Origin of the sequence: Helicobacter mehlei (assembly GCF_007280785.1) — a bacterium.
GTDB classification, from domain to species: domain Bacteria; phylum Campylobacterota; class Campylobacteria; order Campylobacterales; family Helicobacteraceae; genus Helicobacter; species Helicobacter mehlei.
On record NZ_VKGC01000001.1, the window covers coordinates 156,538 to 180,757 of the forward strand.

General features: G+C 47.8%; 20 protein-coding genes and 1 pseudogene. 4 read left to right on the forward strand and 17 right to left on the reverse strand.

Annotated features, from left to right (window positions below):
• Window positions 1-32 precede the first annotated feature (32 nt).
• The 14 genes from FNE76_RS00795 to FNE76_RS00855 all read right to left on the reverse strand — a co-directional run bounded on the left by FNE76_RS00795 (window position 33) and on the right by FNE76_RS00855 (window position 15,425).
• Window positions 33-2,393, reverse strand: a complete 2,361-nt coding sequence (locus tag FNE76_RS00795; protein WP_205585516.1) for a hydantoinase B/oxoprolinase family protein — start codon at window positions 2,391-2,393, stop codon at window positions 33-35.
• A 9-nt stretch (window positions 2,394-2,402) separates the two neighbouring features.
• Window positions 2,403-2,864 (reverse strand): hydantoinase/oxoprolinase family protein, encoded by a 462-nt coding sequence (locus FNE76_RS08470; protein ID WP_235895349.1) that lies wholly within the window; start codon window positions 2,862-2,864, stop codon window positions 2,403-2,405.
• Window positions 2,806-4,545 (reverse strand): hydantoinase/oxoprolinase family protein, encoded by a 1,740-nt coding sequence (locus tag FNE76_RS00800; protein WP_235895350.1) that lies wholly within the window; start codon window positions 4,543-4,545, stop codon window positions 2,806-2,808. Before FNE76_RS00800 ends, FNE76_RS08470 begins: the two co-directional genes overlap by 59 nt.
• A 9-nt stretch (window positions 4,546-4,554) precedes the next feature.
• Window positions 4,555-4,974 carry an acetone carboxylase subunit gamma gene (locus FNE76_RS00805; RefSeq protein WP_120948127.1) on the reverse strand — a complete coding sequence of 140 codons (420 nt, stop codon included), beginning with the start codon at window positions 4,972-4,974 and terminating at the stop codon, window positions 4,555-4,557.
• Window positions 4,975-4,984: 10 nt separating this feature from the next.
• Complete coding sequence (locus tag FNE76_RS00810; RefSeq protein ID WP_143928329.1) at window positions 4,985-6,892, reverse strand: hydantoinase/oxoprolinase family protein; 1,908 nt, start codon at window positions 6,890-6,892, stop codon at window positions 4,985-4,987.
• A gap of 19 nt (window positions 6,893-6,911) precedes the next feature.
• Window positions 6,912-7,520, reverse strand: a complete 609-nt coding sequence (locus tag FNE76_RS00815; RefSeq protein ID WP_120948128.1) for a 3-oxoacid CoA-transferase subunit B — start codon at window positions 7,518-7,520, stop codon at window positions 6,912-6,914.
• Window positions 7,521-7,528: 8 nt separating this feature from the next.
• On the reverse strand, window positions 7,529-8,221 hold the full coding sequence (locus FNE76_RS00820; RefSeq protein ID WP_120948129.1) for a CoA transferase subunit A: 693 nt from the start codon (window positions 8,219-8,221) through the stop codon (window positions 7,529-7,531).
• 14 nt (window positions 8,222-8,235) lie between these two features.
• Complete coding sequence (locus FNE76_RS00825; RefSeq protein ID WP_120948130.1) at window positions 8,236-9,411, reverse strand: thiolase family protein; 1,176 nt, start codon at window positions 9,409-9,411, stop codon at window positions 8,236-8,238.
• A 130-nt stretch (window positions 9,412-9,541) separates the two neighbouring features.
• The gene (locus FNE76_RS00830; RefSeq protein ID WP_120948131.1) at window positions 9,542-10,363 is read right to left on the reverse strand and encodes a shikimate dehydrogenase; all 822 of its coding nucleotides are present in this window, start codon (window positions 10,361-10,363) and stop codon (window positions 9,542-9,544) included.
• Complete coding sequence (locus tag FNE76_RS00835; protein WP_162983242.1) at window positions 10,360-10,887, reverse strand: SH3 domain-containing protein; 528 nt, start codon at window positions 10,885-10,887, stop codon at window positions 10,360-10,362. Before FNE76_RS00835 ends, FNE76_RS00830 begins: the two co-directional genes overlap by 4 nt.
• Window positions 10,888-10,901: 14 nt before the next feature.
• Window positions 10,902-11,960, reverse strand: a complete 1,059-nt coding sequence (locus tag FNE76_RS00840) for a microcin C ABC transporter permease YejB (RefSeq protein ID WP_120948134.1) — start codon at window positions 11,958-11,960, stop codon at window positions 10,902-10,904.
• Window positions 11,960-13,747 (reverse strand): extracellular solute-binding protein, encoded by a 1,788-nt coding sequence (locus FNE76_RS00845; protein WP_185962945.1) that lies wholly within the window; start codon window positions 13,745-13,747, stop codon window positions 11,960-11,962. The genes FNE76_RS00840 and FNE76_RS00845 overlap by 1 nt, the downstream gene beginning before the upstream one ends.
• A complete protein-coding gene (gene trpS / locus FNE76_RS00850) occupies window positions 13,744-14,721 on the reverse strand; it encodes a tryptophan--tRNA ligase (protein ID WP_143928330.1) in 978 nt (325 codons plus the stop codon). Before trpS ends, FNE76_RS00845 begins: the two co-directional genes overlap by 4 nt.
• The gene (locus tag FNE76_RS00855) at window positions 14,718-15,425 is read right to left on the reverse strand and encodes a methyltransferase domain-containing protein (protein ID WP_120948136.1); all 708 of its coding nucleotides are present in this window, start codon (window positions 15,423-15,425) and stop codon (window positions 14,718-14,720) included. Before FNE76_RS00855 ends, trpS begins: the two co-directional genes overlap by 4 nt.
• Before the next feature lie 78 nt (window positions 15,426-15,503).
• Here FNE76_RS00855 and secG point away from each other — a divergent pair.
• From secG to FNE76_RS00875, 4 genes and pseudogenes are all read left to right on the forward strand, one after another.
• A pseudogene (gene secG, locus FNE76_RS00860) lies at window positions 15,504-15,920 on the forward strand (preprotein translocase subunit SecG); the annotation flags it as partial.
• Between the two features lie 30 nt (window positions 15,921-15,950).
• Window positions 15,951-16,508 carry a ribosome recycling factor gene (gene frr / locus FNE76_RS00865; protein ID WP_162983115.1) on the forward strand — a complete coding sequence of 186 codons (558 nt, stop codon included), beginning with the start codon at window positions 15,951-15,953 and terminating at the stop codon, window positions 16,506-16,508.
• Window position 16,509: 1 nt separating this feature from the next.
• A complete protein-coding gene (gene pyrE / locus FNE76_RS00870; protein ID WP_120948769.1) occupies window positions 16,510-17,112 on the forward strand; it encodes an orotate phosphoribosyltransferase in 603 nt (200 codons plus the stop codon).
• Window positions 17,113-17,115: 3 nt separating this feature from the next.
• Complete coding sequence (locus FNE76_RS00875; RefSeq protein WP_120948770.1) at window positions 17,116-17,538, forward strand: RDD family protein; 423 nt, start codon at window positions 17,116-17,118, stop codon at window positions 17,536-17,538.
• Here the strand turns inward: FNE76_RS00875 and FNE76_RS00880 are convergent.
• From FNE76_RS00880 to FNE76_RS08475, 3 genes are all read right to left on the reverse strand, one after another.
• The gene (locus FNE76_RS00880; protein ID WP_120948771.1) at window positions 17,516-18,637 is read right to left on the reverse strand and encodes a tRNA pseudouridine(13) synthase TruD; all 1,122 of its coding nucleotides are present in this window, start codon (window positions 18,635-18,637) and stop codon (window positions 17,516-17,518) included. The genes FNE76_RS00875 and FNE76_RS00880 overlap by 23 nt on opposite strands.
• Window positions 18,638-19,008: 371 nt before the next feature.
• Window positions 19,009-19,557, reverse strand: a complete 549-nt coding sequence (locus FNE76_RS00885) for a YtfJ family protein (protein ID WP_120948772.1) — start codon at window positions 19,555-19,557, stop codon at window positions 19,009-19,011.
• A gap of 150 nt (window positions 19,558-19,707) precedes the next feature.
• Window positions 19,708-24,117: an AAA family ATPase gene (locus tag FNE76_RS08475; RefSeq protein ID WP_235895351.1), complete on the reverse strand. Its 4,410-nt coding sequence runs from the start codon at window positions 24,115-24,117 to the stop codon at window positions 19,708-19,710.
• Window positions 24,118-24,220 lie beyond the last annotated feature (103 nt).

Sequence of the window (24,220 nt, forward strand, 5' to 3'; positions counted from 1 at the left end):
GGGATTATAGCAAAAATTCCCCCTCTCTGATCTCACACCAACTTAGGTCTAATGCCACCCTCGTACTTGATCTCTAATTCCTCCACGCGTTTTTCTAGCTGGGCGATCTTGACCACATGGCGGTTGGGCATCACCACCAACGGAATGTCTTTGAGTTTGCCTTTGACTCGTTTGGGGCCATGGTGATCCCACACGGTGGCGATCAACTCCTCAGGGTTTTCCTCGCCCCAAGAGCCATAATAGTAAAGGTCTTTGGGTGGCTCGTCCTTGACATGCTTTTTGACAAACTCATCATAGGGCAAGCCTCTTTTGAGGCGGGCTTTGCGCTCATTGGCGCGCAACTTGGCGGTGGCTTCCTCATCCACCACAAAGGTTTCTTTATCCCACACCACCTTATAGATGTTGGAGGCGACATGTTCAGAGATGCGCCCAATTTGCAAATCCTCCATGACCAGCTCGGGGTCGCGCTCCAGCACATCCCCATAACCGCCCCCACAGCCTTGGGCAATCATATACAACTCGCCCTCTTGGGAGCGGTCAAATTGCAAGCCCATGTGGTAAGTGGTATAAACCCCGCCCTTAAAGGGGCGTTCATTCATCACGCGCTCCATCGAGAGATCAAACTCTTCAGGGTTCTTTTTGATGATCTCAAAGATGTTGATCCCCTTGACCATCGCTAGGGGGTAAGTCGCACACCCATAGCCCCCAAAGAGTCCGGGGACACTAGAAAACTTCGCCCCAGAGGTTACGGTCATAAAGCCCCATTCCGGGGTGTTGCGCGCAGCTACGATCATCTCATAGCCCATCCCTCCGCGGTACTTGCCAAAGCCTTGGTTATCGCGCACCACGCGCTTGCTGACTAATTGCAAAAAGGGCACTTCTTCTTCCATCACCTCTTGTTCGCCAATGTCTGCCATCGCGCAAAATAGGGGCGCAACCGCGTCTTCGCCATCTCTAAAGGCTTTTGCCCCCCCGCCCATGCCATTCAAATCCGCGCAGAGATTGCCCACCTGTTCGCCATGTTGGGTTTCCCCGCCCCATAAAAAGTCGTTGATTTGGTTAAACCAAGGGGCTAGGACATTGGCGTACTTGGTGTGCATGGAGAATTGCAATTTAGCATAAGCGATTTGCAGAGCGCTAAACGCCCTAAAAGAAGCTTGCAAGTTTTGCCCATTGGGCGCGTCATAAGAACAATCCCCCCAAGTGCCTTCATCTGAGATGATCTCAATGGGAGAGAGCGCGCCTGTGGAGCGGGGCAAGTCGGGCCACCAGTGGTTTAAGATCGCTTGGGCGAAAAAGGCCTTGGTAGAAGCTAGGGGCGAATTGATGGCGCGGTTGATGATCTCTTTGCCCGAGCCTCTTAAATCCACGGTCATATGATCGCCCTTGACCGTAATCTTGCAAGCAAATTTGATGAGAATGTTCTCTTTGAGGGTAGAGTCGACAAATTGCTCGACTGTAACCATGCCATCGGGCATAGCAGCGATGCGCCGGCGCACTTCATTTTCCACATCCTCCACAGTCATGCGGATTGCCCCTACGAAAGCGTCAATTCCGTATTCATCGATCATGCGATCCACAATGTCCATGACTCGGCGCACCGCCCCCATTTTGACCTTAATGTCAGCCAGCATCAGCTTTGGATCGCGCGTGGAGTGCTGCAAAAAGGTGAGCAAGTCGCGGCGCAATTTGCCCCGCTCGACGATCTTCATCGGACTCCCGCGCAGACCATCATCAAAGGGGGTTTCTGAGCCTGAAGGCATCCCCCCGGGCTCACACGCCCCATTTTCGCCCTCGTGAATGGTCGCGCCCACCCAAGCGATGATCTCACCATTTCTAATCACCGGGGTGAGCATGGATTGATCCGTGTTGTGCACGCACCCAAAGCGCGCGTCATTGTGGAAAAAGCCATCGCCCTCGTGGATGCCCACGGTTGGTTCGTCTTTCCAATATTTCATGATATAGCGGATGGGGTGGTGCAAGACAGCCGCAAAGGCGATCACCCCGCGATTAGACATGTAGCACACATCCCCGCTTGCTGTATAGACCGCTACGGATAAATCCGCCCACTTGGCCCCCGGGGCTGCCCCCATGCTCTCACACATCTCAAAGGCTTCATCTAAAGAGCCACTGAGGCGACGGCGAATCCGATCGTAAAGCAAGGGATTGCCCCCTTTTTTAAGCACTTCATCTTCTAGGGGGGTGCGCTTTGCAATGGAGTGGTGACGCATGATCGCTGGATCAGGACCTAAAAACAGCGTGGTTTCATTCATAAAATCATCCACCCATGCCTGTTCTTCGGCACTCAATTCTTTTTTATGGGTGTGCCCGCCATGGTGGCTGTGGGCATGGGGGTGTTTGTGGGCTTCTACATGGGTTCCTTGGTTTTGCATGTTCTCTCCTTATTTAGAATCTACTCCGTCTTTTAAAAGCCAAGCAGCACCTTGAGGTGTGGGTTCCACACGCCAGTTTTTCTCAATTAAATAGGTGGTGCTTTTGGTGGTGATGATGGCAGGGCCGTGGATGACATAATTGGCGTTCAACACGCTTTCATCATAAATGGGGGTTTCAATGGGCTCTTTCTCATCCACGAAATACACCTTGCGGTGGCTCTTAGCACTAGGAATTGTGCGCTTGTGATCGGTGTAGAGTTCTTTAAAATGCACCACATCGGTTTCAATGAAGGTCGCCACGCGCACGGTTTGCACGCGCACGCCCGCCTCGGGAGCCTCCACTCCCTTGCCATAGCGTTTAGCATAGACATCTGAGAAGGTGCGAATCGCGCGCAAGACATCGCCCACATGGTTAAAGCGGTTGATGTCTAGCACCACAGAGGTCGTAACGCGTTGGTTGCCATAGCGCATATCCATGCTCTAAGCGGTGTTGCACGCCAGAGATGTCATAGCCCTGACGGCGCAAGTCCTCCTTACCCCGTCTTTCTAGTTCCTCAATGTACTCGTTCATGCGCTCGTATTCATCAAAGAGTTTGCGCTCAATGGGCTCGTAAAGCACGATATAACCGCTCCTCTCATGGATATGCAAGGGTTTCATATTGCCCGCCCCCAATGCCGAAAAGACGGAGGCAAAGGGAGGGAAAAGAATCTTATTGATGCCCGCATGGTAGGCAATTCCACAGGCATGCAAGGGCCCATTGCCCCCATAAGCCACCATGGTAAATTCATCCACATTGCCCCCATTCTTTCTAAGCTCCATTTCAATGCCAATTGCCATTTGTTCATCCACGGTGCGCTTGATGACCTTAGCCACCTCAATGACATCTAAATCCAGCGCATCGCAAAGCTTGTCCTCAATGACAAATTTAGATCGCTTAGGGTTGAGCTTGATGACCCCATTAGCATAATTCTCTGGATCCAAATAGCCCAAAAGCAAGTCTGCATCGGTAACCGTGGGATTGAGCCCGCCTCGATCATAACATGCAGGCCCCGGATCTGAACCCGCACTTTCTGGACCCACTTTCACGGCTTGGTGGATGCGATCGTAAGTGGCAATCGATCCTCCCCCTGCCCCTAGAGTGTTGAGGTGAATCATGGGCAGAGTTACTAGCCAACGGCAAATCACGGGCTGGAAGTCGTAGTGCTTCACTCCCCCTTTGGGCAAAATCCCAATGTCAAAGGAAGTCCCGCCCATGTCCATACACACCACATTACCAATATCTGTGGTCTCTGAAAGGTGCTGGGAGGCGCTCACCCCACTCACTGGTCCGGAGTGGATGGTTTGCAAGCTATCGGTGGAGTTGCTCTGTGCCATCCCCCCGCTATTGTGAATCACCAGCATGGGCTTGCCATACCCGCTATCGCGCAGGTTGGAGCTCAGCTGGCTTAGGGCATGGAACATGATTTCATACAAAAACGCGTCAATGATAGTGGTGTTGGCGCGTACATATTCGCCCTTACGCCCGGAAACCTGCGAGCTCAAAATCACCGGGATCGCCCCCAATTCGTGGGCGGGGTATTCCTCTAGGATGGTCTCTAGCACCAGTTGCTCATGGCTGGGGTTCTCAGTAGCATTGGTGAGCGCGACCACAATGGCTTGCGCCCCATTATCCACCAAGTCGCGCACCTGCTTTCTAACATCTTCTTTTTGCAAGGGCACTAGAATCTCGCCCACGCTATCCACACGCTCTTTAACCGAGCGCACCATGCGTCTAGGCACGATGGGGTCAGGGCGCTGGGCGTTGGGCATATTGCCCTGTTCGGTAACATCCAAGCCCTCTCCATAGCCCTTACCCCTTGATAGGTGGATGGTGTCCTCAAAGCCATGCGTAACAATCGCGCCCACTCTAGGACCTTTGCCCTCAATCAAAGCATTTGTGCCCAAAGTGGTCGCATAACGCACGCTATCCACTTCTTTAAGCACTTGTTCTCTAGTGAGCCCAGCCATTTTACAAGCGTTATCTAAAGCAGAGTTAAAGCCCAAAGACAAATTATGGTGGGTGGTTAGGGATTTGGATTCAATATAAGTCCCATCCCACGCAAAGAAACAATCCGTGAAAGTCCCGCCAATGTCTACAGAAATGCGTTTCATGCCAGCTCCTTACTTTTTATCAAACTTGGCGCGCAAATCGGCTTGGGCGTTCTCGCCCGGTCCATAATGGATGGAAGTTTCGGGATCCTTCCCAATTTCTTCCCAACGCCTTTTGAGGTCGTCAATGTCCCAAAGCATGTCAATGGTGGGGGGGTAGTGGGGGGGGACATACTCGGTTTCAATCTGAGTCCCGCAGGTGGGGCAGTAGTATTCATAGATCCGGCAGAATTTGGGATCGGGAGAAAAGGTGTATTGGTAGCGTTTGGGGTCTAAGATGGGGGGGTGAATCTCCTCCGGGTTGCGATCGTAGATCAGCGTGCCCTTTTTGTAAGTGTCCCGAGCATCCCCAAAGTCATGCCCACACACACGGCACAGCCACCTCTCGCTGTTTAGATCAATCATCAAATACTCGGTCATTGGAACGCGCATGTTTTACTCCTTAAGCTTTGTCTTCTAAGATTAAATCACCATTGTCGGTTACAAGTAAGCCCCACCCCTCAGGCACTCTTGTGGTGAAATAGGGACCCTCCACAATGGCTGGACCCTCCATGTGTGCGCCAGCCTGTTGCTCTAGTAAGATCACTATGGGGGTTGGGTGTTTCCCCCCCTCTTGTAACACCTCACGACTACCATTCATTTTAGCATGCATCTTGGGGTTAGGCAAACTGGCGCGTAAGCTAGGGTGGGAGAGTTCATAGCGCACATGGTAAGCCAAAATGCGCTTTTGATCCACATTGATTTGGGCGGTGTCATCTAGGTGAGTAACATGATCTTCAGACCCATCGGCATTTTCTACCACCACTTTCCATTCGTGTTTGCATTCGCTCCAATTATAACCCTCTTGGAACATGTGTCGTCTTGCTTGCTCATGCATTTGGGCTTGAATCGCCTCAATTTCAGACTTGTTCAAACCGGTGATGTCGCGCTCAAAAGTTTGCGCCACATCTGAAAAGCTGATTCCATAAGCCGAAAACACCGCGGCGAGTTTGGGCACGATCACGCGCTTGATCCCCGCTTTGCGCGCGGCCAAGCACGCGCTCATAGGTCCCCCGCCCCCAAAGGCAGCTAACACCGTGTCTTTTTGCACATGTGCACTCAGGCATGTGGCTAATTTTTGGGCGTAGGCTTCTTGGGTGGCAAAAAGGGCTTTTTCCAAACTCACACCCAAAGGCTTAGCAATTTTCTCGGTGATCACCTGAATGGCGCGTTGTTTGTCTAGTTTTTGTTGCCCATTCAAATAGGTGTCTGGATCGATGATACCCAGAGCCACGTTTATATCGGTCATAGTCGCTTCTGTGCCCCCAAAGCCAAAGCAGGCTGGCCCGGGAGCGGCCCCCACGCTATCTGGGCCCACGGTAATAACACCCCTATCATCTACACGCAAGATCGAACCCCCGCCCACGCCAAAAGATTTCACATCGCTGAGTTCAAAGGAAATTTGAATCCCCTCCACAGACCCGCGCCTCTCGGTTTTGATCTTATGCTGATACACTTCGCCCACATCTGAAGTCGTGCCCCCCACATCCACCATCAAGACATGGTTAAAGCCATAGGCTTTAGCTAAAGCCTTAGTGCCCTCAATCCCCCCCCTAGGGCCCGAAGAGTAGGTTTTGAGCGCGACAGATTTAGCCACTCGCGAAGAAGCCCCGTCATTGCGGTAAATGAGCAAGGGGTTTTTCACTTTATGGGCTTTGAGGCGGTGCTCGGCAGAGTATAAAAAGCGCTCCATAGTCGGGTGTAAAAAGCTATTGAGCAAGGCCGACCAAATGCGCCTAGTGCGACTCGTGTCATGGGTAAATTCCCAAGAAAAGAGCACGGGCACAGAGCCTAGCAAATGTCTAGGGAATTGGAGCAAGAATGTGTGTTTAAAAGATTTTTCCTCTTCCTGGTCCTTGATGGCCACCACCAGCCGTTCAGCTCCCTTGTTGGTCAAGGTATTGACAGCGGCAACAAGCTCACTCTCCATCCCCTCGTCATTGACATGGTTTAACAAAAATAGACGATCGCCTACCAAACTGCTAAATAAATCTTGTTGGTTTTTCGTGGCGGTTAGGTTTGTTTCTAATTGGTGGTTATCGGTAATAAGCCCCAACTTGGGTCCCTTGCGTTCTACTAGGGCATTTGTCCCTTGCGTGGAAGAGTAGCGGATGAGATCGGTGTTGTGCAACAACTTAGCCAAGCTATCCTTGCCATAAATCTCCTCGCTGGCTTGCGTAATGCCTTTAAAAAAGCACTCGGACAGATCTACCGGAGTTGTGAGAGTCTTGGTGTAACTCACCTCTGAACCACGCACCACACAAATGTCTGTGAGAGTCCCGCCATTGTCCAAATTGACTAGATACTTCATTATTGTCCTTTCTTAAAATTTATGGGAGTGGGGCATGATTTACACCCGGAGCCAACTCTATGGGGATAAACTTCCCTTCCTTAATGGCAAACACCCCTAAATTGGTGATCACCTTAGAGACGCATTTAGGCCCTGTTAGGGGCAATGAGCACTCTTTAACTAACTTACAATTACCTTTTTTATCGGTGTGTTGCATCAGCACAATGACTTTTTTCGCGCTCGCCACCAGATCCATCGCCCCGCCCATGCCTTTAACCAGTTTGCCCGGCACCATCCAGCTAGCCAAGTCCCCTTGTGCAGAGACCTCCATCGCCCCTAGAATGGTCAAGTCAATGTGCTGACCCCTAATCATCGCAAAGCTCTCGGCCGAGCTAAAATAGCTCGCCCCCATGCCCTGTGTGATCGTCTGTTTGCCCGCGTTGATCAAATCCGCATCAACTTGTTCTTGCGTAGGAAAAGGCCCCATGCCAAGCATCCCATTTTCACTTTGCAACATCACGCGGATATTCTTAGGGATGAAATCAGCCACCAAAGTAGGGATCCCAATGCCCAGATTGATAGAATACCCGTCTTTAATGTCCTCTACCGCTTTTTGCGCCATTTGCTCGCGACTCCAGCCTGCTTCCATGTTCGCTCCTATGCTTTTTTGAGGGTGAGTTGTTCGATACGCTTTTCAAAGTTCCCCTTGAAAATGCGATCCACATACACCCCGGGGACATGGATGAAATTGGGATCTAGCGCGCCCATTTCTACAATCTCTTCTACCTCTACCACGCTCACTTTGGCCGCTTTGGCCATCATGGGGTTAAAATTCATGGCGGTTTTATTGAAGATGAGATTGCCATACGAATCCGCCTTTTGGGCTTTGATGAAGGCGAAATCCGCTTTGAGCGCGGTTTCTAAAATATAAGTGCGCCCGTTAAACTCTTTATGCTCCTTACCCTCAGCGATGATGGTGCCCACCCCGGTGGGGGTATAAAAGCCCGGGATGCCCGCCCCCCCCGCTCTAATGCGCTCGGCCAAAGTGCCTTGGGGATTAAATTCTACTTCTACTTCGCCGGCCAAGAATTGTTGCTCAAAGGTGGCGTTTTCGCCCACATAACTAGCGATCATCTTTTTGATCTGCTTGTTTTTGACCAACAGACCCAGCCCAAAATCATCCACCCCGGGGTTATTAGAAATGCAGGTGATGTTTTTCACCCCGCTTTTGCTGAGGGCTAAAATGGCGTTTTCTGGAATGCCACACAGCCCAAAGCCCCCAAACATGATGGTCATGCCATCTTGCACGCCCGCAATGGCCTCCTCAATACTGCCCACTACCTTATTCATGCATTTCCCTTCTTTTAAAGTCGCTCAATGAGCATGGCCACCGCCTCGCCCCCGCCCACGCACAGACACGCCACGCCCAAGTGTTTGTCATGGGTATGGAGGGCATGCACTAAAGTAGTCAGAATACGCGCCCCACTAGCCCCAATAGGATGGCCCAAAGCGATCGCCCCGCCATGCACATTGACCTGTGCGTCCTTGAGCCCTAGCTCCCTTTGGGTTAAAATCCCCACCACTGCAAAGGCCTCGCTGATCTCATAGAGATCAATGTCGCTAGCTTGTTTGTGGTTTTTCTCTAAAAGCTTTTGAATGGCTGGGGCGGGGGCAATGGGGAAGAGATGGGGATCATGGCTAAATGAATTGTAATCTACAATCTTGGCTAAGGATTTGGCAGAAGTGTCTTTGGCTAGCTCCTGGCTAGCAATGACTAGCATGCTCGCCCCATCGCTAATCTTGCTCGCATTAAAGGCGGTGATGGTGCCCTCTTTATCAAAGGCCGGTTTGAGTTTTAACCCCTTGGCAAAATCCACCTTGCCTGGCTCCTCATCTAGGCTCACCAGCACCTCCCCCTTTTTGCTCTTAACGCTAATGGGCACGATTTCAGAATCAAAAGCCTTAGTTTCAAGTGCCTTAAGGGCTTTTTCATAGCTATGCTTGGCAAAAGCGTCTTGCTCTTCACGACTCAAGCGGTGGTTTTTAGCGCACCCTTCGGCAAAATCCCCCATTAAGGCGTGTTGGTAGGCGTCTAACAAACCATCTTTAAACAAACTGTCTTCTAATTTTGTATCCCCCATTTTAAAGCCCCCCCTGCTGCCCATGAGCAAATGGGGAGCCAAACTCATGTTTTCAATCCCCCCCACTAAAGCCACTTGAGCCCGCCCTAAGGCGATGCTATCTGCGCCCAACATCACCGCTCTTAGACCCGACCCGCAGGCTTCGTTGATCAGAAAGCAACCCACAGATTTGGGCAAATTGGCGTTCAGGGCGACCTGTCTAGCAGGGGCTTGCTTGAGCCCGGCACTGATCACATTGCCCACAATGCAGGTATCTACCAGACTAGGATCAAATCCGCTAGCCTTCAGGGCTTGTGCGCCCACCACACTCCCCAAAGTTGTGGCCGGCACGCTAGACAAACTCCCATTAAATGAGCCAATAGGGCTTCGCTTTGCGCTATAGATATGGACCTCTTGCATGGTCACCTCCAAATTTCTCGGAGTATTGCACAAGACACCTAAGTTTTGGTTAATCACAACTTTATTAGAGCGTGGGTGGAGATCAGATTACTTTTAGTAACACACCCAACTTAGGAATCAGATGATTAGGTTATTTGAGGACACCCCACATGGCTTTTAAAATTTGATCCAATGGCACTTGGTGGTGGCAAAAGAGCGCAAAACTCAAGGCGGCTTGGGTGATAAGCATGGCTTTCCCATCTAGGGTGATTAAGCCATGTTGGCGCGCTAGTTGCAAAAAGGGTGTGGATTTATGGTAGATCAGATCGTAGGCAATGTGGGCTTGTTTGAAGAGTGGGGTTAAAAGTGCGGAGTCTAGGGGCAAGGAATTATCCATAAACCCGGCGGTGGTGGTGTTGATGATGAGATCGTAGCTTTGAGGTTTAAAATTGTGGGGGGTAAAACATGGCATGTCTTGGGCCTTGAAAAAGTCCAGTTTAGCTAGACTGCGATTAAGCACGCTAATAGAAATGCCTACAGAGCACAGAGCACACGCCACCGCACGCGCGCTCCCCCCAGCTCCTAAGATAAGGGCAGTAATTTGGGCGGGGGATTTGTTTAGGGTCTTCAAAGGCTCTTTTAGGGGGAGATAAAAGCCCTCTATGTCGGTGTTATAGCCCACAAGCTTGCCTTTTTCAAACACCCAAGTGTTGATCGCCCCTAAGTTTTGCGCGGGTCCCTTGATCACATCGCTTAAGCTGAAAGCTATCTGCTTAAAGGGGGAGGTGATATTAGCCCCTTGTAGCCCTAATTCTAAAAATGTTTGCCCCAATAGATTGCCATTTGTTATTAAAATGCGTTGGTAATTGCCCTTAAAGCCCAAAGTCTGCTCTAGGGCTAAAAATGTGGCATTGTGTAGTAGGGGAGATTTAGAATGGGCAATTGGGTTGCCAAAGACCCCAAAAAGCTTCATTCAGAACTCTTTTTGAGCAAGTGCAAGAACACCCAGCCTTTTTTGATCCGCGCCCAACCCTCCTTGATCTCTAGCACTTGCACCTCTTGCCCCTTGAAAATTTTTTCCACGATGCGCGATTGCGTGTTAGGGTGTGCGCGCACATTCACCACATTAAAACTCACGGTAAAGATTTGGGGAGGTGGGGAGTCTTGAGTCTGCTTAGGGGCTTCTAGGGGTTTTGGAGTTTGGGGGGTGGGGTCTTCTTGTGCTGTTTGGGGGGCTATCTGGGCTGGGGGTGTGGCTTGGGTGTTTGGGATTTCTTTAGTTTCTGGTGGGCTGGGTGGGGTTTGCTTGGGGGGGGCTTGGGTGCTGTGTTCTAGGGGGGGCTTTTGTTCTTGGAGAGCGTGGAGGGTGCGTTCTAAATTAAAATTCCCATGGGAGCGCACAGCCAGCATAAACGCCCCCACATACACGCCCAAACAAACCAATAACACCAACAACGCATACCCATATAAACGCACGCTAGATTTTAAACCCATCATCATAACCCTTTCTTTTAACGGCGGTCAAAATCAATTCGCGGATCGACAAGACTATAAGTCAAGTCGCTCACCAAATTAATCACCAAACCTAGTAAAGTAAAAATATAAAGCGATCCAAAGACCACTGGATAATCTCGATTGACGATGCTATCAAAGCCTAACAGACCCAGCCCATCCAAGCTAAAAATGATCTCAATGAGCAAGCTCCCACTAAAAAATACGCCCAAAAAGGCACTGGGAAAGCCCGCAATCACTAAGAGCATCGCATTGCGAAACACATGTCCATAAAAAATACGCCCCTCACTGGCTCCCTTAGCGCGCGCGCTGATCAAATAGAGCTTACCCATCTCATCTAAAAAGGAATTTTTAACTAATAGAGTGAGTGTGGCAAACCCCCCAATGCTCATGCACAAAACGGGCAAGCTGATATGCCAAAGATAATCTTTGATCTTACCTAGCGTGCCTAAATCTGCAAAATTATCGCTCACCAAACCCTTTAGCGGGAAAATCTGCCAATAAGTGCCCGAAGCAAAGAGCACAATCAGAATAATGGCAAATAAAAAGGAGGGGATGGCATTGGCGACCACCACCGCCACAGAGCTGGCAATGTCAAAGTTAGAGTTGTTATGCCTTGCCTTGTAAATGCCTAGCGGAATGGAGATGAGGTAAATTAATAGCGTACTGAAAAATCCTAGCGAGATCGAAACGGGCAATTTTTCTTTTATCAAGTCAATCACGCTGATTTGGCGGTAAAAACTCTGCCCAAAATCAAACAAGAAGTATTTTTTGAGCATGGTTACATAGCGCTCCCACAAGGGTTTATCAAAGCCATAAAGCTTAGTGAGCTCTGCATACAGCGCGCTATCTAGCCCTTGTGCGCCCTTGTAGGCACTCTCATTGACCTGTTTTAACGAGGTGTTGTTGCTCTCTTGGTTGCCAGCATTGCTGATCTTAGCCACCATCTGCTCGACTGGTCCGCCCGGCGCGCTTTGGATAATGAAAAAATTGAGCGTGATGATGCCCCACAAAGTGGGAATAATGAGCAAAAGGCGTTTGAGGATATAGGCAAACATCAAGGACCTTTAAGCTCTCGATCCCACCACAAATAGGGCGAGAATCCATAGGGTGGGCTAGCTAACATGCCAATTTTATCCCAGTAGGCGATTCTAAAGTTGGAGGAATGGAAATGCGGGATCACATAAAACCCCCACAACAACACGCGATCCAATGCCCGCACGGCAGCAATTTGATTCGTGCGATCTTTGGCACTAATCACTAGAGAAATCAGATCATCAATGATAGGGTTAGCAATGCCTGCGTAGTTACGGCTCCCATTTTGCTTGGCACTGGCACTCCCCCAGTAGTAGCGTTGTTCATTGCCCGGAAACAAAGACTGCCCGATATTCCCCACGATCATGTCATAGTCAAACTTTTTCACCCGGTTGGTGTATTGGCTCAAATCCACCTTTTGGATCTGCATGGTGATCCCCAAAACCTTTAGATTTTTAGCGTAGGCAAGGGCTAAGCGTTCAAAAGCTTGGTTATTGAGTAAGATACTAAAGATAAAGGGTTTTTGAGTCTTGGGATCAATGAGCTGGTTATGGCGCACCACAAAACCGGCTTCTTTTAGGAGTTTTTGGGCGTATTTGAGATTTTCACGCCGACTGCTCCCCAGTTTGTCCGCCCCATTAGTGGTGGGCACTAAATAGGGCGTGGTGAAAATGCGTGGGTCATAAGCCTCTAAAGCCTTTTTGTAGCGATCCAAAATCTTAAGCTCTTGCCCCTCTGGTAGCCCCTTAGAGGCAAAGATTGAATTACTAAAATAGCTTTTTGTGCGGGTGTATTGGGAAAAAAAGAGGTTGAGATTAGCCCATTCAAAATCAAAGGCATAAAACAACGCCTCGCGTACGCGCGCATCTTTAAAAAGTGCTCGTCGCGTATTCATAAAAAAGCCTTGCATACCACCCGGTAGGGCATGTTTAAAAAGCTTTTTGATGATCCTGCCCTGCTCAATGCCCTTGCCCACATACCCCCTAGCCCAAACCTTAGCGGTACTCTCAAAACGCCAATCATACGCCCCGCTCAAAAATGCTTGCAACGCCACCGAGTCATCTTTATAGTAGTCAAAAGAGATGCGATCGAAATTATACTGCCCCCTTTGAGCGGGGAGATTTTGTGCCCAATAATGTTTGTTGCGCTTATAGGTGATTTTCTTACCCACTGCAAAGGATTCAATCACATAGGGTCCGCTAGAGACAGGCACTAACAAAGGGTCTTTATCAAACCCATGTTTTTCAAAAAAATGTTTGGGGATGATTTGGAGTTGCCCTAAGATCAGAGCTAATTCGCGATTTTTGGTGTCTTTAAAGCTGAATTTGACATGGCGATCATCTAAAACTACCGCTTCTTGCACATCCCCATAGTATTGCCTAAAAACCGGACTCCCCTTTTGCATGAGTGTATCAAAGCTGTATTTGACATCATGGGCGGTGATTTTAACCCCATCGCTAAATTGAGCGTGCGGATCAATCCCAAAGATCACAAAGCGGTTTTGTGGATCGAGCTGAATATCATTGGCAATTAGGGCGTATTCAGCATAAGGTTCATCCAAACTTTGGACCAAGAGAGTGTCATAGACCAATTCTAGCCCGCTAGCCTTTGTGCCCTTCAACACAAAGGGGTTGAGGCTATCAAAAGTCCCCAAAGCATAGTTTCTTAAAGTCCCGCCCTTAGGGGCGTTGGGGTTGGCATAATCAAAATGCGTGAAGTTATGTTGGTATTTGGCCGGATCGCCCAAAGAGATAAAGGGCGTGGCACTCAGGGCGAGTGATGAAAGCAAAGTTAAAACAAAAGCAATCACAAGAGCCCCATCAAGCTTTTGGCGCGTTGGTAGGTTTTTTTGGCAATGGGCTGGACTTGCTCTAAGCCTTCCTTAAGGATACCTAGCACATAGGCTGGATCGTTTTGGATTTGGGCGTATTTTTCTTGAATGGGTGCTAGAGTGGCGATTAATAAATCGATCAAGGCTTGTTTAAACACCCCATAGCCCTTGCCTTCAAATTCTAATTCCACTTGGCTAGGGCTCTTTTGGCTCAAAATGGCATAAATGCTCAACAAATTGTAAATCCCCGGGCGTTCTTTGTCAAAAACCAAAGTGCCTAGTGAGTCGGTGGTGGCTTTTTTGATCTTTTTGGCAATCACATCGGGAGCATCGAGCAAAAAGAGCGCATGGAAAGCCCCCTTATGGGATTTGCTCATTTTGACCAGCGGATCATCTAAGCCCATCACCCTAGCCCCACTGCTAGCGATCAAAGGCTCAGGCACTTTAAAGCACTCCCCAAAATCGCGGTTAAACTTGATTGCCAAATTGCGGGCTAGCTCCAAATGTTGCTTTTGATCCTCCCCCACGGGCACAGCATCGCTCTGATAAAGCAAAATATCAGCCGCCATCAACACGGGATAATTAAATAACCCCACGCTAACACTCTCAGCCCGTGCGCTCTTGTCCTTAAACTGGGTCATGCGGCTAAGTTCGCCCATGCTGGCCACACAATCTAATAACCAAGTGAGTGCGCCATGCTCGTTAATTTGGCTTTGCACAAACAAAGCCGAACGCTTGGGATCAATCCCGCAGGCGAGTAACATGCCCGCCATCTGCAGGCTCTGCTCTTTTAAAAGGGCGGGGTCTTGGGGCAAAGTGATGGCATGGGAATTGACAATGCAAAAAATATTCTCATAGCAATCTTGCAAATCTACCCAATACTTGATCGCCCCCAGATAATTCCCCAAGTGCACTCCCCCAGTGGGCTGTATCCCTGAAAATACCCGTTTCACCGCTTTTCCCCCACCAAAAACACGGCTTCGTAGCTTAAAGATTCATAGGGGGCGTTGCACCTCAAGGCTTTGGCCTTGCTAAAGGGCAACCCCCCACCCAACAACCCCCCTAATTTGAGCTGGTCTAAAAACTCTTCTCTTTTGCTAAAAGTTTGGCTAAAATTTTCCATCCACATTTTGGTTACAAACCCCTTAAAACTTTGATCTAAAATGTTGCAAACCTCTTCTCTTTGCCTCAAGGGCGAATGCGTGCCCAAAAAGGCATGCACCTCTTGCAAACTGGCACTGGTGTGAATCGCCAAAGCGACTTGCTGGCAACTTTGCGCCAAGTGCCTACACACGCCCCCCAAATCGTGCGCCCACTGCAAGGACGAACAAGCAATGCCCAAATCAAACGTTCCCCAAGTGTTGTGTTCAAAATCCGCACACACCAAGCGCACATGCCCCACCCCCTCCATGCGCTTAGGGTGTTGCTCCAACATCTCAGCCGATCGATCCAAGCCCACAAACTCCCCCACAGCGATTTTAAAATGGGGTAATTGTTGCAATACATTACCACTCCCACAGCCCAAATCCAACACCCGTGCATAAAAACGCCCCGCCAAACCAGCTAAGAGTCTGCTGACGATTTGGTTTTGCACGCTGGAGTAAAGAGCATAACTTTGAGCCATCCGATTAAAAGAGTGGCGCGCCATCCCACACATACCGCCCCTTGTTAAAGCCCCAATTTTAATAAAATTTTGCTAAAATAGCCATTTAATCATGTTTTGGGAGTACTAGAGTTGAGCGGTCTGTTCTTGGTCTTGCAAATTGTCTTGGCGGTGGCGATTGTCATTGTGGTGTTGTTGCAAAAGAGTTCCAGCATTGGGCTAGGGGCTTATAGTGGGAGCAATGAGTCGCTTTTTGGGGCCAAGGGCCCGGCAAGCTTTTTGGCCAAATTAACCATGTTCTTGGGGTTTTTATTTTTGGCAAATACCATCGCTCTAGGCTATTTTTACAACAAAGAATATAATATCAGCGTGCTAGATAGCACCCCTAAAAACTCCCCCCTCAAAGCTACTCCCCTAGTCCCCCAAAATCCAACCAATAACCCCCTAAACCCCCTGGGTGATAACCCCTTATTCCCCCAGCAAACCCCCAACCCCCTAGCCCCACAAGCCCCTATCAGCCCTGAGAGCGCGCCCACTCTAAGCAACCCCCATAAAACCCCACAAAAATAAAGGATAACCATGCTAGATACCATTTACCAGCACACCAAAGAGCAAATGCAAAAGAGTTTGCAAGCCCTATCTAAGGATTTCACCACCTTGCGCAGTGGCAAGGTTTCCATCAATCTTTTAGATCATGTCCGCATCGATTATTACAACACCCCCACCCCACTTAGCCAAGTGGCTTCTGTGATTGCCAACGATGCAACCACCATCACGATCACTCCATGGGAAAAGGGTTTGCTTAAAGAGATCGAGAGGGCTTTACAAGAGGCTAATTTAGGCGTGAATCCTAATAATGACGGGCAAAATGTCAAACTCTTTTTCCCACCCATGACCAGCGAGCAACGCAAGGAGATCGCCAAAGATGCACGGGCGATGGGCGAGAAAGCAAAAGTAGCGGTGCGCAATATCCGCCAAGATGCCAATAACCAAATTAAGAAGCTCGAGAAAGACAAAGCCATTAGTGCCGATGAGAATAAAAAAGCCCTAGCGGCGATTCAACAATTCACCGATGACTTCATCAAAAAGATTGAAAACGTGCTCAAAAGCAAAGAGGAAGAGATTTTAAAGGTCTGACATGGCTTTAGATGTCCGGCAACTCTACCTAGATTGTGGCGCGCTCTTGGAGGGGCATTTTTTGCTCAGTAGCGGCAACCATTCTGGATTTTATCTGCAATCAGCCAAGGTGCTTGAAAACCCCCAACACGCCCAAATGCTCGCAGAGGCTCTAGCCCAGAAAATCCAAGAGGCTCAAGTTCTAGTGGACTGTGTTTGCGCACCGGCCTTGGGCGGGATTTTAGCTGGCTATGAGCTCGCGCGGGCTTTGGGCGTGCGTTTTATTTTTAGCGAACGGGTCAATTCCCAAATGGTCTTGAGGCGTGGATTTGCGCTCTGCCCCCAAGAAAAGGTTTTGATCTGTGAGGACATCATCACCACCGGGGGTTCTGCTTTGGAAGCCAGCCAATGCGTGCAAGAAATGGGCGGTGTGGTGGTTGGGTTTGCTAGCCTAGCCAACCGGGGTATTTGCCCGCTAAGTGCCACCCACAATCCAGCTTGTAAGCTCCCTGCTAACTTGCCCTTTTTTACTTTAGAAAACTTTGATTTTGAGATGCATGCGCCTGAAAATTGCCCGCTATGTGCTTTTAGCGCGCCCATTAAGCCCGGCAGTCGGGGCAATTAGCCTTTGGAGTTTAAAAAAACCCTCGCTTGTCTGCATATCGGGGCAAGGCTTAAGGCTTTTCTCACCGACCTTTTTTTGATCTACACCCCCATTTTATATTTCACCACTTATGTGATCTTAGGCTCGGCACAAGCCTTTAGAGAGAATCAGCTAGCCATTTTGAGCTGTGTGTGTGTCTATGGCGTGATTAATGCGCTTTTTATCAGTAAGAGTGGGCAAACTCCGGGCTTGCGCTATACGGGCTTGATGGTGCTCGATCAACAAGGACAGCCCATGGGCTTGGGGCGTGCGTGCGTGCGCTTTGTGCTCTGGCTTGTGGTCGCCAGCACGCTCATAGGCTTTTTCACCCCCTTTTTTAGCAAAGACAAACGCTTCTTGCATGATGTGCTGTGCCAAACACAGGTTAAGAGAGTGCTGGAGTCTTAATAGGTGTGGGTATTTCGGAGTTAAATAGCTCCTTGCCCGCAAGTTCTTCCAAAAATGTTGTTGCATAAGCCCCTTTGGGTAGAAAAAAGCGCAACTCGCCTTGGGCTTTTTGGGTGTTGTAGTTAAAAGAAACATCTGTCGGGAAAACCAAGGCGTAACGACGATCACCTTGAATATCAATCAAGTTACTATAGGGCTCCTCAAAAGAGCCAGCAACATCTTTAGCCAACAGCACCTTATGTCCGGGCAATAATCCCGTGGGGGCTAGTCTATGCGTGAATAGCCGTTCGACATCATGCCCTAAATCCTGATCGTAATGGTAAAAGCACCGCCTAAAGGAGGGGTAATGGCACAGCACATCGCCACTTAAAAGTTTGAAATAATGTTGCTGGGTTTTGAGGCCTTGGACTTGTTTCACATCAAGCCCTATGAACTCTTGAGTAATTTCTTTGGGGCTAAGAACCTGCACAAGGGAATTTAAGCGCATGCGCGCACTCAACCACTGGTTAAACAAGCAACTTTGTTGGGTGGAAAGCAAAACCCGATCGATTCTCTGACCACTAGCGTAGCTCTGTCTAAAACCATCTTCCAAGCTCTCAGAGCATTGTACTCCAAAGTAGTTGGGGAAGCCATAGGCTTGTAAAAAAAGCAATACCTGACTGATTCTTTGGGCATTGATCGGATCGAGTTTTTTAAGGCGCACTAAAAAATGATTGCCTTTGAGATGCCCTAGATTCAGTTTATGGGGGTGTGTGGTGCTCCTTAGAATTGTGATTCCCTGTTCGGCAAGTATGGGGGTATGCCTGTCTAATAAAGGTTCATAGCTCTTGGGCATAGACACATATTGCAACGCCATCGTGTGTTTGTCCTTGAGTCCAGCGTAACCAAAAATCGATACATCACAACCCAGTATTTGTGATAAGAGCGAAAGCATCTCCCAAGTGCTCTTGTTCTTTTTACGCACCTGCACGATGAGGTGATCCCCATGCCCATAGAAAGCATACAGGGGTTCTTCTTGCACCACGAAGTCCTTGGGGCATTTGTGGAAAGAAAATGTGATGGGGGCATGGCCACTGGCAAAAAATCTAGGCGCGTTCATAAGGGCAACCACAGCTCAAAATTGCAAGCTAGTCCCGCATTTTGCGGGCGGGTTAAAAACTGGAATAAGCGGTAAAATTGTTTAGTGGATTTAGGCTGTTGGTTGAGTTGGTGATTAATATTTTGGATAGGGACTCCTTAAATTGAAAATGGGAGCCATGGTAACATGGGATAGGCTTATACCCACTAAAACCTAGAGGGCCATGCAAGTCCTAAAAGACTTGTGTTACATATTTACTTGTTTTGTTCTCTCTTGGTACTATGGATTCAAAGGGTTTGCCCACCAATTGTCAGACACGGGGGCTGGGAAGATCAAGCCAACACGACTTTACGCTGGTAAAACAGAGTGGGCAAGACTTATCATAGAAACTTTTATTCTTGTTGTAACTTTTTAGCCAAGTCCATCACGTCTTGGATTTGGGCGTTACTCAGTTTGCCCTCATGTACAAAACGCACTTTGCCCGTTTTGTCTAACACAACAATAAGGCTCTCTTGCTTTTTTAAACCCCAAGCCTTCTGCACCACCCCGTCATTATCCATCACCACTTGGCTATTAGGGTGTTCCCTTTTAGCCTTCTTAGTTTCCCCACGCACAAAAAGACCCGTACCCATTATGGCATCATCGACATTGATGATATTGGTTGTTTGGTATTTACTCTCATCAAAATGTGCAGCAACAATGCGATCCATTAGGGGTTGGTTCTCTGCTTTGACCTTTTTGCGCCCGGCGATATGTTGGACAATCCGCACTTTACCCGCTAGACTTTTGCTATCCCACACCTTGTATTGTATCGAATCCCCATTCAAAACAAGCTCACCCCTATCCCGCACTACCACATCTGCCAAGGGTCGATTGAGGGCAATATTGCTCCCATGCGCCATGCTCAATGCCAACAACAAACTCCCAAATATCTTTTTCACAAAAACCACCTTAAATCAGAATGGGGCCATTATACTATGCATTTCTAAACCTATAAAGATAGCTGGTTTCATAATGGTTATGATGACCCAAGCTTTTGCATTAAAATTTTCATTGCTAACGCCCAGTCATCCACACAAGATGCTTAATGATTAGTCTAAGGGACAATCCAGTGGCTCCACAAACACCTCTCCATTCTCCAAAGTCTCTCCATTGATCACACACTTCAAACCATTGTAATCTTCTAAATCAAAGCGCAGGGGCATTAGTAGTTCATGGAGTTTTTGATCTAATCCACTCATGCCAACTCCCTCTTTTAAAGCGTTTTTGACTAAAAAGCGTTTGGCTTCTGGGCTAAACTCTAGGGCACTCCCTGCTTGGGCAAATTCTTCTTGAAAGGGTTTTAAACGGCGATCTAAAAGTTCTGTAAGCATATTTATGTCTACAGGTTCAAAGAGCACTCTTATAGAAAAACGGCGTAAAAATTCGCGCTTCATGCCACATTCTATTAAATTTTCATTAGTGATTTTGGGAAGTTTTTGATGGAGAGTTTTGTTATTTTTCCATAATTTTTCAAAATGCCCCAAGACAATAAAGAGCATGTGATCGGTTTTTAAAGAGATGGTTTGTTTATTGCTCCCATTTCCATATTCAAAGGACACTATCCCCTTTTCAATGACCTTTAAGAGTTCATTTTGCACCCCCTGTCGCCATTCTTTGTCAGACCAGCCACCTTGCCCGAGTTTATCAATCTCATCTAAAACCAACACCCCTTGCTCAGCTTTTTCTATGTTTTTATCGGCATTGTTATAGAGCATGGCAAACATTTGATTAGTCTCTTCGCCTCTGTAACCAGTAGGGGTAAGAGAGGCGGCATTGACAAGACAATAGGGAATGTCTAAATACTGAGTGGCCATTTCAATTAAAAAAGTCTTACCACTGCCTGAAGGTCCAATACAAATAGCATTCGCCTTTTCTAAGCCGGATTGTCCTTGAATGCGTTTGTAATGATCGCTAAAAACCAAACTCATTTGTTTTTTAGCATTCTCTTGACCGATCACAAATTGATCCAAGTAAGCTTTAATAGCTTTGGGAGAGTATTTGTCTTGGGGTTTGGGAGGTGGGGGTTTGGAGGTGGGGGTAGAGGGGGCAATCTCTAGCTCTAGGGCTTTGATTTGCTTTTCTTTAAAAAATTGGGCTTGCATAGCAAGGATTGCTTGAAAAAAGGCGGGTTTATCATCAAAAAATAGACCTTCTAATTCCATATGCACATTCTCAGCCCACCATGTAGCAAACGCCTTCTCTAGCGTGGCTTGCTCGTCGATCAAGCGTTGTTCTATCTCTATAATCTTTTGGATCAATCCCTTTTTATCCTCCATAGGCACATTTGCACTCTCCAAATGAGCCGCGCACCATTCTAAAAAATTCTCTTCAAAATTAGTTTTCTCTTTAAGGAATTGGCGTTGCAAGTCAAGGATTTTTTGGACAAAGGCGGGCTTGTCATCAAAAAATAATGCTTCCATGTGCACATCAATATTTTCAATACACAACTGACTAAATACCCCTTCTAATGCTTTAGGCACTAGGGTAAATAACCGGGGTGTGGTGGGCGTGGGTTCTTTTGACTCTTTGTGGCAGTTTTTAAAGTCTAAAAGTAGGCGTAAAATTTCTTGGCTATGTGGGCTGTGGTTTAAAAACACATGGGGTTTAAAAGCGGGGTTGGGCACGATCGCCATGCTATCGCTATGCTCTACAATGCTTAAGGGTAGATTTAAATGGCTGGCAAGGGTGGTGGTAATGTTTTGTGTGCTGGCATATTTTTGGCTAGAGGCACTTGTAAATTCTAGGGCTTGGGCGGGGTTTAGGCGTGCCAAGAGGGCATGCTCGACTTCTTGCATAGCAATTGAGCCCTCAAAAATCTCTAATAAGCGTTGCAAAACCCAAATATTTAGGGCGTATTCAAAATAGTAACACTCTTGCCCTTGATATTTGAAGCGGTGTTTGTTTAAAAAACTTTTGGCTTTGGGGTGGTCTAAATGGAAGTTTTCAAAATCATTGGGGGTTAATATCCCGCATGCTTCTTGTAAGCGGAGTTTGGCGATTTGTTTGCGGGTTTTGCGCTTGAGTGTAGGGTTATTCTTGGGGCGTGCCAAGCTATCCACCACCCCAGCTAACGCCCCTTGCTCAACCTTTAAGCTCTCTTTTAAGTTGAAAGCTAAAATGGAGCGATCGAAACTGGGCAGAGCACTTGGGGGGGTGTAGGTGGTTTGGAAAATATAATTATCGCCTTGGCGGTATTTTTCTAGGGCGAGTTCGGTCTCTTTGGTAAGAAAGGGGAGATCGCTTGTTGCGATTATGGCATGTGTGGGGGTTTGCTTGAGGGCTTTTTCTAAGGAGCCTACAAAATCTGGCTCCCATTCTTTGAGAATTTCCTCATACAAACGCGCGCCAAAATGTTCCATATCTACATCCACATATTGCATAGTGTCATGGGCGGCACTCAAATGAGAGACATGGTTAGGGTCGTGGGTAGCAAAGGGCTTAAACAACTCCACTAAAAAGGCAATCACTTCTTGGGCGTTTTGAAAATTGATGCGCCGTTGCTTTGCTTGTCTTTGGGCATAAATGCCCGCAAAGAAGTAATGGGCTTCTTGTCTTTGATAAATTTGTTCCTCTGTAATATACTCCCAAGCGATATGCATGCCTTGGGCTTGTTGTTCATGATTTAAGCTCACCCAACCAAAGTTTTTATAGGCCTGATCGGCAATCCAACACAAGCAACCCGCTTTTTGTTGGAGCAAATAAATTTTAAGCGCATAAAAGCCCATCTCTTTTGAGACATGCGGATAAACCGGGATAATATCGCGGCTCATTTGGAGTAATTGGCTGGCATTCTCCTCACTTAACACTCTCCCAAAGAAAAACAAGAGGCGCAAAATATCGCGATGGTGTGCGCTTTCGTTTAAAAAGGTGGCGGGCTTAAAATGAGGATTTTTGGCAATCACGACTTGATCGTCTTGTTGTAAAACGGCGAGTGGCAATGCCAAATGCTCAATCAAGCTCCATATAGCCACCCCCTGTTTTTCCTCAAGATTTTCATAAAAGACTTGCTCAAATTCACAAGCCTGCGCGGGGCTTAGACGCGCCAAAAGTTGATCTTGTATCTCTCTGCTCTCTAGAGAATTGTTAAAAATCTCTAGTAAGCGTTGGTATGCCCAAACCCATAAAGCCTGTTCCATGTAGTAATGTTTTTGATCATTGAGCGTAAAACGCCGGAGGGCAAAATATTCGCTCTCTTCAGGGATGGCAATTTTATCCTTAGAGCTGGGGAAGTTTTGTGCAATATAGACTTGAGCGACTGCCTTGATTGCCTCAGGGTCTTCTGGGTCGTGGAGTTTGAAGTGTTCTATGTATTCTGGTGTGATCAAGCCATGGTGTTGGGCAAAGCAAAGTTTAGCAAGTTGTTTGCGCACCTTGCGTTTAAACTTGGGTTTTCTTTGAGGGGGCACTAGATTTTGCATACACTCCTCTAAATGTTCTTGCAACAACTTGAGGGATTTAGATAAACTTGTGAGTAAAATCTCAGGATCAAACTTGGGCAAATTAGGCGGGGGTGTGTAAGTGGTTTGGAAGATATAGGTATCGCCCCAGCGGTATTTTTCTAGCACGGGGGCGAGAGTTTTGGGGCAAAAAGGGAGAGAGGAGAGGGGGATTTTAACCTGCGTGGGGGTTTTAAGGCAAATTTTATGTAGCGTATTTTCAAAAGAATAAGACCAAGATTGCAAGGTTTGTTCATACAGGAATCGAGCGCGATTTTTCTCCTTGTCTGCCTCTAAGTTTAAATTCACCATTGTTTGGTGTTGGGAAAATTTGGGATCAAAATGGGCATAGGGTTTATAGAGATTGAGCAAGAAATTGAGCACCTCTGCGCTGTCTTTAAAGATGATTACGCGTTGGACTTCTTGTCTTTGAGCACAAATACCCCTAAAGAAGTAATAGGCTCTATAAGGGTATTTTTGTAACCATTCTAACTCCTCTGCCCCCTCCAAGACATAGCGATCTTGATCCGCTGTGATCCTCTCCCAGGCCAAGTGCGAGCCTCGTGCCTGGTGAAGAGGTGTTAAGGCAACCCAGCCAAAATTTTTATAGGCGTGATCAGCCATCCATGCCAAACAACCCGCGCGCTGGAGGATCAAATGCCTTTTGAGTCCGCAAACATCCATGTCTTTTTTGGATTTTCCCATGTGCTTTCCTTTATCGAGTTGGTTAGAATCGCCATCCTGCATGCCTTGCTGGCTAGTGTTGGTATCCTGTGGCTTTTGTTTTGTTGTGGTGGAGCCATCTTCCATAGACTCAGCTTCCAAATCTTGGAGTGTTACCCTACCTGTTGGGGGTTTTGGCTTAGTTTTAGGTTTTCTAGCTTTAGCCCTATTACGCATATCGATAACTTTGTTGATAACACCCGTACATACATCAAAAGTGATTGCCAACATAAATATAAGGATGATTACCCCCAATTCAATCCCAACCCAAATTAAAATGCCATAGCCAATATAGTGCATGCCATCCCTTGACAAATCTACCCTAGTAAATCGGCGTTCATGCAAATCGATTTTGAAAAGGCATTTACAAACTTGACCTCACCCAGAAAATGCCTAGCTAGAG